The organism is Anabaena sp. CCY 9613 (assembly GCF_963920895.1).
Lineage (GTDB): Bacteria > Cyanobacteriota > Cyanobacteriia > Cyanobacteriales > Nostocaceae > Cyanocohniella.
The window spans coordinates 86,771-99,030 of the sequence record NZ_CAWUDE010000001.1 but is presented as its reverse complement, the minus strand read 5'-3'; the positions used below and the strand labels follow the sequence as shown (position 1 = coordinate 99,030).

4 protein-coding genes are annotated in these 12,260 nt (G+C 41.8%); all 4 read right to left on the bottom strand.

What is annotated here, in order from left to right; all coding sequences use genetic code 11:
* Positions 1 to 155 precede the first annotated feature (155 nt).
* Complete coding sequence (locus tag ACM0OT_RS00350) at positions 156 to 4,733, bottom strand: amino acid adenylation domain-containing protein (RefSeq protein WP_414561754.1); 4,578 nt, start codon at positions 4,731 to 4,733, stop codon at positions 156 to 158.
* A gap of 142 nt (positions 4,734 to 4,875) precedes the next feature.
* Positions 4,876 to 5,751: a cupin-like domain-containing protein gene (locus tag ACM0OT_RS00345; RefSeq protein WP_414561753.1), complete on the bottom strand. Its 876-nt coding sequence runs from the start codon at positions 5,749 to 5,751 to the stop codon at positions 4,876 to 4,878.
* 112 nt (positions 5,752 to 5,863) lie between these two features.
* Positions 5,864 to 8,416, bottom strand: coding sequence for a condensation domain-containing protein (locus tag ACM0OT_RS00340; RefSeq protein ID WP_414561752.1), 2,553 nt, complete (start codon positions 8,414 to 8,416; stop codon positions 5,864 to 5,866).
* A gap of 5 nt (positions 8,417 to 8,421) precedes the next feature.
* Positions 8,422 to 12,090, bottom strand: coding sequence for an aminotransferase class III-fold pyridoxal phosphate-dependent enzyme (locus ACM0OT_RS00335; RefSeq protein ID WP_414561750.1), 3,669 nt, complete (start codon positions 12,088 to 12,090; stop codon positions 8,422 to 8,424).
* Positions 12,091 to 12,260: the final 170 nt, after the last annotated feature.

The following is a 12,260-nucleotide window of genomic DNA, read 5'->3' as shown; positions in this document are numbered from 1 at the left end:
CCTAAGTTAATATTTTTTTGCACGATTCACTTAAGGGCATAAAACCCAATATTTTTGAGGCTTTTTTGGGTTGCGCTATCGCTTAAACCAACTTACATCTGAATTAATCTTGAAAATACGCAATGATAAAAAGACTTTCCCCATTCCCCACCCCGTCAATTTTTTTGAGACTGGAGTTGGAAACTTTTAAATTTGTTGCGTCTGACTTGTTGAAAATCTTGCTCTTTTGCTGTTGCCAAGATTGCTTTTATCGCCTGTAAATTAATATTGTTTTGGCTAACAACAGTACGCAAAATTGTTTGGTAATCGCTTAACATCCGGGTGATGGTGGCATGATTAAACAAGTCTGTGCTGTACTCTAAATTACCGCTTAAACCTGACTCTGTTTCCCATACTGTTAAGAGCAAATCAAATTTAGCTGTACCGTCGTCAATCTCGACAACATTTAATGTTAAATCGTCCAATTGCAAGGGAGGCATGGGAGCATTTTGCAAGACAAATTTGGATTGGAATAGGGGAGTCCGGCTTAAGTCCCGTTCTGGGTTGAGGGTTGCTACCAATTGATCAAAGGGCATATCTTGGTGGTCATAGGCTGCCAAGGTTGTTTGCCGAACACGTGCTAGTAATTCGCGGAAGCTGGGATTTCCAGATAAGTCTGTACGCAGCACCAGTTGATTAACAAAAAAACCAATTATGCCCTCTGTTTCTACCCGGTTACGATTAGCGACATCTGTACCAACAACAATGTCATTTTGATTGGCATAGCAGTATAAGAGGGTCTTAAATGCAGCCATCAAGGTCATAAAAAGAGTAGTGCCTTCCCGACGACTTAGGGCTTTAATTTCTGTACTCAGGTCTGATGGTAATGTTAAATCTTGCCTGCTACCACGAAATGTCTGCACTGCGGGACGGGGGCGATCGCTTGGTAATTCCAATGTGGTTAAATGAGCTAGTTGTTGTTTCCAGTAAGATAAATGAGTGTCCATCACCTCACCTGTTAAATATTGATGTTGCCAGTAAGCAAAGTCTGCATATTGAATAGGTAATTGAGGTAAGGAAGGAGATTGTCCTTTTATAGAATCACCGTAGAGAGTAGACAATTCGGAAAGAAATACTCCCATTGACCAACCATCGCAAATAATATGGTGCATAATCAGCACGAGTACATGAGATTCTGCGTCTAGACGTAGCAACATACCTCGGAGTAATGGGCCATGTGCCAAGTCAAAGGGTTGGGCGGCTGCTTCTAAAATTAATTGTTGGACTTTGTAGGGTTGTTCTTGTAAATCTACTACTGGTAAACTAATCTTGATATCGTCGGCGATCGCCTGCACAGGATACCCATCAACCATTGGGAAAGTAGTACGCAAAGCTTCATGACGTTGGGCGATCGCTACTAAACTTTGCTCTAAGGCTACTGGGTTTAAAGTCCCTTTCAACTCTAAGGCTGCTGGCACATTATAGGTAGAACTGCCTCCTTCTAGTTGATCTAAAAACCACAATCTTTGTTGGGCAAAGGATAGAGGTAATTTCTCTGTACGGTCAACTGGTGCGATCGCAGGTAATTTTAGGCTGTTATCACCTTGACGGACTTGATCTATACATTCACTGAGTTCAGCGATCGTGGGATATTGAAAGAGGTATTGTAAGGGTAATTCGACAGCAAAGGCTTTCTGCAATCGAGAAATTACCTGTGTTGCTAGGAGAGAATGTCCCCCGGCTTCAAAGAAGTTGACATTAACACCAACTTGTGAGTTTAAAACTTCCAACCAAATTGCCGCTACAACTTCCTCTGTGGGTGTCCGGGGTGGCTGATATTGGTCATCTTGAAGATGATTTGCGTTGGGTGCAGGTAAGGCGCGATGGTCTACTTTACCGTTGGGGTTAAGGGGTAACGCTTCCAGAATGATGAACGCAGAAGGTATCATGTATTCTGGCAATTTTGCCTTGAGAAACTGACGCAGTTCATTTACTGTGGTTGTGGCTGACTCGCGCAAGACAATGTAAGCAACTAACCGTTTTTCTCCTGGCTGGTCTTCCCTAACCAAAACTAACCCATCGCTGACGCTTGGATGTTGTTGCAAGGCGGCGGTAATTTCCCCCAGTTCAATCCGAAAGCCCCGGATTTTCACCAGATTATCAATGCGACTAATAAACTCAATATTGCCATCAGGCAGATATTTCACTAAATCGCCGGTTTTGTAGAGATATTGAGAACCACCGAAGGGATTAGGAATAAATTTGGCTGCATTCAGTTCTGGACGATGTAAATAACCTAGAGCTAGACCGTCACCCCCTAAATATAATTCGCCGGGGACTCCCACTGGTACTGGTTGGAGATGCTTGTCTAGTACATATGTCTGGGTATTAGCGATCGCTCTCCCAATAGGAATTGTCGCAGCTTGGGTTGAGACATCTTGCACCCGATACCACGTTGAGAAGGTAGTATTTTCTGTAGGGCCATAGGCATTGTATAAGTTTTCTGGCGCACCATTTTCTAATACTTTTTTCACCCAACGAGGGTCTGCGGCTTCTCCCCCAAAGAGAACATACCGCATTGATTGGAATGCGAATGGTACTTCTTTAGCTACTTGGTTAAACAGCGCTACGGTTAAAAACATCACCCCTAGTTTTTCCTGTTGAATACAGGTAGCAAACTTTTGGGGTGACAGCACAATATCTTGACTGACTATCACCAAACGTGCGCCGTTGAGTAGCGCCCCCCAAATTTCAAAGGTAGCTGCATCAAAGGAACAATTAGATACCTGAGCAATGACATCAGTTTCAGTGATTTCTACATAGTCAGTATTTAAAACCAAACGATTCACAGCCCGGTGGGGAACCATGACACCCTTCGGTTTACCAGTAGAACCAGATGTATAAATTACATAAGCCAGGTTTTCCGCATTAGTATTGTTGACTGGGTTTTCTTGGCTATGCTCTTTGATATTGTCCCAATCTGCATCCAGACAAACTTGTGTAACTCCTTGGTTGGGTAATCGCTGGCTCAGGTGTTGTTGGGTTAATAGCACCCTCGCTTGAGCATCTTCCAGCATTAAAGATAAGCGTTCTACTGGATAAGTCGGGTCTAAAGGTAAATATGCACCACCAGCTTTTAAAATAGCCAGTAATCCCACCACCATTTCTAAAGAACGTTCAACGCTAATACCAACTAATTCATTGGCTCCCACCCCTAAACTACGCAAGTAATGAGCTAGAGAATTAGCACGATTATTTAACTCTTGATAGGTCAGCTGTTGACCAGCAAAGACTACAGCCACTGCATCAGGGGTTTTTTCCACCTGTTGTGCAAACAACTGATGAATACATTTATCTTGGGGATAGTTGGTTTGGGTGTGATTCCATTCCACCAACAGCTGATGCTGCTCGGCTTTGGTTAATAGTTGCAACTCCTGGAGGTTAGCTTGTAGTTTAATCACCATTTCCTCTAGTAAGGTTTGGAAATTCCTTAATATTTGATTAATAGTGCCAACATCAAAAAGATATGCGTCATATTTGAGTTGCACAGATAATTCCGCCCCTGGGGTAACTACTACGGTTAACGGGTAATTTGTTCGTTCAAAGCCTCGCACATTGCTAATTTCTATACTGCTGTTACCTTTTTGCAAAGCAGCATCTAAAGGATAGTTCTCAAAAACTACCAGACTCTCAAACAAAGACGTTCCTCTCGGTACATCACTCCATCCCTGAATATCAACTAGAGGAGTGTAGGAGTATTGGTCTAATTCTACTAATTGCGCCTGTAACTCCTTGAGCCACAATAACAACTGAGTGTCTGGTGCAACTTTTACTCTGATCGGCAAAGTATTAATAAATAAGCCCACCATCGACTCTACACCCGCTAAAGTAGAGGGACGGCCAGATACAGTAGTACCGAATAAAACATCTGATTCCCCACTATAACGACCAAGCAATAACGCCCAAGCCCCTTGTACTAAGATATTGAGAGTTAGATGCTGTTCTTGTGCTAGAGTTTGTAAATTCTGGGTCAGAGTCTTTGGTAATGATAAATGTTGTTCTGTGTAAGTTTGTCCTTGATTCGCAGGATGGCTTTTAACTTGGCTGGTAATTAAAGGCGTGGGAGTTGTGAAACCTTGGAGTTGTTTTTGCCAAAACGCCTGAGATTGAGAACTATCTTGTTTTTGTAACCAGGAAATATAGTCTTTGTAGGGAGTAGGCGGAGTTAAAGAGAAATTTTCCCCTTGAACGGATGTTTCATAGAACGTTAAGACTTCTTTGAGGATGATAGACAAGCACCAACCATCCATTAACAGATGGTGATGGCTCCAGACGAATTGGTAGGTGTTAGCTTGCACTTGAATCAACGTGCAACGCATCAAAGGAGCTTGGTCTAGTTTAAAACCTTGTTGTCGTTCAGACTCTAAAAAAGCCTCTAATCGTCGTTGTTGTTCATCTGAGGAAAACTCTTGCCAATCTAGCTTCAGCCAAGGTAACTTCACAGACTTACAAACCACCTGGAGAGGCTGTTTACCATGTTCCCACACAAAGAGCGATCGCAAAACCTGATGGCGCTCTACAACCCGCAACCAAGCTTGATGAAAGGCTGCAACATTGAGATTGCCATGCAAAGTACAAATCAACTGCTCAAAGTACATCCCAGAATTAGGAGTGTAAAGAGTATGAAACAACATACCCTGTTGCATAGGAGAAAGAGGATAGATAGATTCAATATTTTTGTTTTGTGTAGTCATAGTTTCGCCGGTTAGTGATTAGATATCTGTCAGGAGCGGGAAAAGCAAAGAAAAATTTGGCTTTCACTCCCCTCTCTGCGTCGCAGAGGGGTCGGGGGAGAGGTCAAAAAACTTATCAAATTTACGTGTAATTCTTTAACTTTTACTCATTTTCCAGCATCAAATTTCTTTTCCGTTGACTTCTGATAAACCGAGGGATAACGTGAGGTGCAAATTGCAAAAATGCTGCTAAAGTTCCCTTTTGCCACAAGAAGTCTTTAATACCAGGAGAATACCAAAAGGTTAAAGAAATATTTTCATCAAGAGCTGTCACATGATGCCACCAAAAAGGCGGAATGTATAATATTTCTCCTGGGTTAAGAATCACTTCTATTTTGTTGTGCAGAGGAAATTTAGGAAATGATGTCAAATCAGGTGCATCAGGATTTACTTTGCTACAAGTTGAGGAATAATTATCATCTTCAATTGGTGGATAAAATGCCAGATAATTAGTGTGAGGAAATAACAAAAACCTTTTTTTCCCCCTGACTTGGACAAAAATATTATGCACGTCATCAAAGTGCAGCTTACTAATTGAAGCGTGATTTTTGTTTTTGAATCCAAAAAATAAATTTACATCTCTTGGTTCTTTTTTGAAAAAGTCTAGAAAAACAATATCTTCCATTAATTGAGGAAAATACTTGTACATATCTATCTGAGCTAGATAATAGAGGCGTTTGTCATTTGTTTTGCCTTCAACAATATCCACATACTCAGCAAAGGACATAGTTGTGCGAATATTTTCTAATTTGGCATAGTTGTATCCTTCAAAGTAATTTTCAGGATAACGTTCTACAGGTACTTGATTTTGTCCACAAACATCGACTAAATAATCATTAGACCAATTTTTACAAGCTTGCCAATTACTAGCTACACCATCAATTATAAAGGGTTTGCCTTGTCGCCAAAGTTGAGAAAATTCTTGTTGACTAGGATTATTAATTCTTGTAATTTCTTCATTGCGTGTAGTTGTAATCATCAAATATTACCTCAATTAATCCGAGTGAGCAAATTTCCAAAAATAAGCTGCGTGTCAATAAAATCTGTTTTAAATATTTAATCAATGACACGTAGCTGCAAGGCTCTGAGAATTACCAATCTTTTAATTCTTCAGCTAATATACTATTCAACTCTTTTTCTAAAGAATATTCAAAATCTTCTAAGAAATTGAGAGAAGTATCTTCTAAAACTGTTAGGTCATTGAGTAAATCATCAAGTTCTGCTTGATTTAAATTGACTTCAGGAAAGTCGGAAGTTGTATAGCCACCAACATCTGATTTCAGGCAGTGAGTAATCAAAGATGCTAATTCTGCAATAAACGTTTCTGCCAAATTTTCAATCGTAGTTTTTTGATAGATATTGGTACTATACTTCCAAGTAAATTGCAGTCGATTATTAACTACAAATCCATCAATTTCTAACAGATGACTACGACTTCCTAAAGGACTTTCTGTTACTCCACTAGATTCTTTTGCTAGTGCCAATCCTGGATAATCTAACTCAACTGCATCAAACTTACCAAGGTAGTTAAAACTAACTTCTGCTTGGGGCATTGCTGCTAGTCGGGACTGGATGTTAATATCCGGGCTGAGATAACGTAACAATCCGTAGCCTATGCCGTGCTGAGGAATCGAGCGTAGTTGCTCTTTAATAGACTTCAAGGCTTCTGAGGGGTTTTCCGCATTTGTTAGCTGTAAAATTACAGGGAACACAGTAGTAAACCAGCCAACGGTACGGGATAAATCCACATTTTCAAATAATTCTTCCCGTCCATGACCTTCTAGGTCAATTAATAGCTGATGATTGCCTGTCCATTGAGCGAAAGTCTCTACTAAAGCTGTTAGTAGTACATCGTTGATTTGAGTATTGTAAACTGCTGGTACTTCCTGTAATAAAGTTTGGGTTTGTGCTTCATCCAGTGTGACTAATACTTGTTTGGTAGTAGCGACAGTGTTGACTGGTTTACTGGCAGGATAATCAGTGGGTAAAGAGTTAATTTCACTTTGAGCAGGTTTGAGCCAATAGTTTAACTCCTGTGATAAAGCTGTCGATTGTGCGTAAGTATGCAGCAAAGATGCCCACTCTTGAAAGGATGTGGTCTTACGTGGTAGCTGAATAAACTTACCTTGTAACAGTTGTTGATAGCCGGTAAACAAATCTTCCAACAAAATCCGCCAAGATACACCATCGACTGCTAGGTGATGGATGATGAATAACAATCGTCCTGGTTGATTATGACCCAAATGAAACAGTACAACTTGTACAATTGGCCCTTGTGTCAGGTTTAAGCTGGCTTGTATTTGTGAGGCTTGAGATTCAATGGCGCTTGGTTGTTGCGAGGAAGGTAGTTCTGATAAATCTACGACGGTGAAAGAAATTATCTCATCCGGTGCAGCGTTAATTTGCTGCCAAGTAGATGTTAATTGTTGATAACGCAGCCGTAGGGCATCATGATGAATTAGCAAGTGTTTTACTGCTTGTTCTAGTAACTTTGGCTCTAGATTTGCTGGCACTTCCAACAGCACCGACTGATTATAGTGATGTGGTTCGGGAAGATTTTCGGCAAAGAACCAATGCTGAATAGGAGTGAGGGGGACATCACCAGTGACTAAACCTTGCTCGGCTTGGATAGTGGGAGCATTACCAACCACCGTGGCTAATTCGGCAATGGTTTGGTGTTGGAAAAGTTGTTTTGGGGTAAATTGCCAACCCAGTTGATTGGCTTTCGCAACCATTTGTAGAGCAATAATCGAATCTCCACCTAATTCAAAGAAGTTGTCATGAATGCCTACTTGCTTGCGTCCGAGAATTTCTGCCCAGATTTGCGTTAGGGTTTGCTCTATATCACTGCGGGGTGCTACTTGCTGTTCTGGCTCTGGGGAAGCTGTTTCCGGTGCGGGTAGAGCATGACGATTGAGTTTACCATTGGGCAGTAAAGGCAGGGATTCTAGAGTCACAAACACAGCAGGAATCATGTACTCAGGTAGTTTTTCCTTTAAAAAGCGGCGCAGTTCACTACTCTGGGGTTGCTCCTGTCCACAGACAATATAGGCGATTAAGCGTTGATTGCCATTTGAATCGGGACTAGCTAAAACTACAGATTCTTGCACCAAGGAATGTTGCATCAAGACGGTTTCAATCTCTCCTAACTCAATGCGAAAGCCGCGAATTTTCACTTGATGGTCAATTCGACCGATAAATTCGATAGTCCCATTTGGGAGATAGCGGGCTAAATCTCCAGTTTTGTAGATTTTAGTGTTTTGGACATTATCAAAGGGGTTGGTAATGAATTTTTGGGCAGTTAATTCTGGTTGATTGAGGTAGCCCCGCGCCAAACCAGCACCACCAATATGTAATTCACCTTTAACACCAATGGGGACTGGTTGCAGATATCTGTCAAGAATGTAAACTTGGGTGTTGGCGATGGGGCGACCAATGGGGAGGAAATTAGTGTTTGCTAGTTCAAGATTATCTTCTGAACCATAAACTGTAGCGGTGATAGTCGCTTCTGTGGGGCCATAAGCATTACGCCAAGCGACATTTTTACCTACATAATTTTGCCAAGCGACAAATTGCTCTCGTTGCACCTTATCGCTACCAACAATTAACAGACGGACATTTTCCGACCAGCTTACCAGGGGCATTTGATTTACCCACTCTTGCCAGTAGTCAACAACACCGATACTTGAGCATCAGATAACATATAACTCAAACGCTCTTGGGGATAAGCTGGGTCTAAGGGCAGATATGCACCACCAGCTTTGAGGACTCCTAAAATACTCACCAACATTTCCAAGGAGCGTTCTACACAAATCCCCACCAAAACCTCTGGCTTTACGCCCAAGCTTTGTAAATAATGTGCCAGTTGGTTGGCACGACTATTCAATTCTTGATAGGTGAGCTGTTGTCCAGCAAATTCCACCGCCACCGCATCAGGATTCTTTTGTACCTGTTGCTCAAATAACTCATGGATGCACTTATCTTGGGGATAATCCATCTGAGTTTGATTCCACTCCACCAGAAGTTGCTGCTTTTGGGTAGATGTCAGCAAAGGTAACTCCCACAAACTTTGTTCCGGGTGATTTACTAACCCAGTTAACAGAGTTTGGAAATGTTCTAAAAAGCGGTCGATAGTAGTAGCTGCAAATAAATCTGTGTTATGGTCGCACTCTACTACTAATTCATCCCCCATTTCCCAGACGTTCATGCTCAGGTCATAATCAGCAAAATTAATGGGTTGAGGCAACAAATTAGCTTGTAAACCATACATTGATGGCACATCTACAGGTCGGTCAAAATTAAAGGTAGTTGTTACCAAAGCAGATGTACTGGCATCACGTTTGATATTGAGTTGGTCAATTAACTTGGCAAAGGGATAATCTTGGTGTTCGTAAGCTGTTAACAAGATACTTCTTTGATTTTTGAGATGCTGAGAAAAACTTACATCTTTGTTAATCAAATTACGAATAGGCAACAGGTGACTACAATAACCAACCATTCCTTCACTACCCGCTAAAGTGCGTCCACTGGCAGGAATCCCCACTAAAATATCTTGCTGTTCAGTCAGGCGATAGAGTAGGGCTGTGTAAGCAGCCAATAAAGTCATAAACAAAGTACAACCATTTTGTTTGCCCAAGCGTTTAATCTCGCCATAGAGATGAGCATCTAAATGTCGAACTTGTCTGCTACCGTTGTAGGTTTTAACTGGTGGACGTGGGTAGTCTGTAGGTAAATCTAAAACAGGAATAGAATCAGCAAACTGTCGTAACCAATAAGCTTCATGTTCAGCCATTGCCGGGGTTTGGCTTTGCTGTTGTTGCCATTGCACGTATTCCTGATACTGCATAGGTAAGGGTAACTGATTGGCAACACCCAAACACTCATCAGAATACAAACTTGTTAACTCTTGCAACATGACACCCATTGACCAACCATCTACAACGATGTGATGAGCAGTTAAGACTAGGGTGTGTCGTTCTGGGGCGCGTTTGAGGATACTAACACGTATTAGAGGGCTATGACTCAAATTAAAAGGTCTTAAACTTTCTTTTTGAAACCATTGAGCAACTGCCTCTGTTTCCATCCCAGAAAAGTCAATTAAAGGCACATCTATTTGCCAAGTTGACAATATCTGTTGTCCATCACCTTGAATAATTGTCCGTAATGCCTGATGACGGTCTACCAGTGTTTGTACGGCTCGACGCATTGCTTCTAGGTGAAATACTCCCTGCAATTCCACACTCACAGCAACGTTGTAAGCTAAGGAGCCTTCATCTGCCATTTGCGCTAATACCCACAGTTGTTTTTGGGCTGCGGTTAAGGGAACAATTTCTGATGGTTTCTCGCCCTGCGATGCAGTTATCGAGGGCGATTCAGGAAAAAAATTGCCAGCGCGCAACTCCTTTACACTATCTTTGATGGCTTGAATGAATTGAGCGATATCTGCGTCGGTGTGAGCTACGGATAAGAAACAGTTACGTCCTTCCCAAATATAAATGCCTTGACAAAGGAGGTGATAAAATAACAAATCAATGTTTTCTGTAAAGGCAAAGCGGAATAGAGAACCAAAATGTACAATCTGGATGGGTAAATCCTCGGTGGTAAAATAAGCGTTTAATGTGGCCGCTAACTTGGCGGTGCGTTGATTTAACTCTGCTTGTAAAGCCGGGCCACGCTGCTTCATTTCTTGCAGAATTGCACGAGCAGCCGCCATCGCCAGGGGATGTTTACAGAATGTACCTGCAAAGAATGTGGTATCTGCTTGGGGATAGGAACCATCGCCATAATTCCACATCCCGCCATCAATACCATCCATATAGGCTGCTTTACCTGCAACTACCCCTATCGGCATTCCTCCACCGACAATTTTGCCGTAGGTAGCAATATCGGCATCAATCCCAAACCAAGCTTGTGCGCCTCTGGGATGGATGCGAAAACCGGTAATCATTTCATCAAGGATGAAGACAATTCCTGTGTCTTGTGTCAACTGTCTGAGTTGGCGTAAAAACTCTTGGGGTTGTAAATCAGGGCGACGGCTTTGTACTGGTTCTACAAGTACGGCTGCTAATTCATGGGCGTGAGCGCGAATGATTTCTAAAGATTGGGGATTGTCATATTCCAACACCAACATATCTGCTACTGTGTTGGGCGTGATTCCCGGAGCAATGGGCTGGGCTTGGGGATGCTCGTTTCCCGCCATTGGCATTCCTAACGTGCTGTCACAACTACCGTGGAAAGAACCGGCAAACATAGCTACTTTATGCCGTCCGGTGGCGGTGCGTGCTAAACGGAGGGCAGTCATGACGGCTTCGGTACCGGAATTACAGAAGCAAGCTCTTTCTAATCCAGTGAGTTCACAAATTAACTGTGCTACCTCTCCAGCTAGGCTGGTTTGGGGGCCTAAAGGCATTCCTTGTTGGAGTTGCTTGGCTATAGCTGTGGTAATAAATTCGGGGCTATGGCCAAATAAATTCACCCCAAATCCCATTGAAATATCTATATACTCGTTGCCGTCTATATCCCACATTCTCGCACCCATCGAGCGATCGCCTACAATGGGATACAACATTTCTTTGGTAGAAAAACGGAAGCCTACAGAAGCTCTGTTATCTGCTAATACTGGTCGATAGCTTTGGGTGAGTTGTTTTGATTTTTGGGTGCGCTGAGTATAACGGGTAATCAAGTCTTCTAAATGGCCTGACTGTTGGGGAGTCAAGCCTCTAGCGCGGATTTCTGCGGGGCGAAAAAATGGTGAAGCTGGTTTATTGGGTTTTGTTTTGGCAGGAGCGATCGCTTGTCTTTTTGGTGTAGATTGAGAATGACCATTTTGATGATTTTCTACCGTTGAACCATAGCCCCGCAAAATTTCTAATTGCTGGGACATCAACTGCATCTGTTGGCTAATAATCTCTTCTAAAAAGTCATCTGATTCAGTTTCCTTAACTTTGCCATTCACTATCGGCAGAAAATCTGACATCTGCATTTCTGATTGTGCAGTTTCTTCAACATCTGGCAATTCTGGGGTCATATTCTGCCCAATATAATCTGCTAAGGCAGTCAGAGTTGTCAGTTCTTCAAATAACTGACGAATGGAAATTTTAATGCCAAAACTATTTTCAATATCGTGGATAGCTTCAACTAACACAATAGAATCTGCTCCCATTTCTAAAAAAGGTGCATCAATATCTATTGCTTCTGGGTCAGATTTTAATAACTTGGCAACAATTATACGTAATTTTGTCAAGACGTTTTCGTATTCATAGTTATCAGATTTTTTCTGGTTATGATAACCATTCATTTCCAGTTGATAAGTACTCATAGTTACATAATTTTGGATTTTGGATTTTGGTGTGATGCCCTACAAGTTGTTAACAACAGACTTAACTAAAAACTCATCAATATATATCTATCGTCAGACTTGCACAATTTATGCAGTTAATTGAGAGTTATTTATTGTGACATTGCTGTAGAATGCCAACAACTTGTAGA

Excerpts from the sequence above, each read along its gene's own strand:
- ACM0OT_RS00350 (WP_414561754.1), bottom strand. The coding sequence starts at position 4,733 with ATGACTACACAAAACAAAAATATTGAATCTATCTATCCTCTTTCTCCT.
- ACM0OT_RS00345 (WP_414561753.1), bottom strand. The coding sequence starts at position 5,751 with ATGATTACAACTACACGCAATGAAGAAATTACAAGAATTAATAATCCT.
- ACM0OT_RS00340 (WP_414561752.1), bottom strand. The coding sequence starts at position 8,416 with ATGCCCCTGGTAAGCTGGTCGGAAAATGTCCGTCTGTTAATTGTTGGT.
- ACM0OT_RS00335 (WP_414561750.1), bottom strand. The coding sequence starts at position 12,090 with ATGAGTACTTATCAACTGGAAATGAATGGTTATCATAACCAGAAAAAA.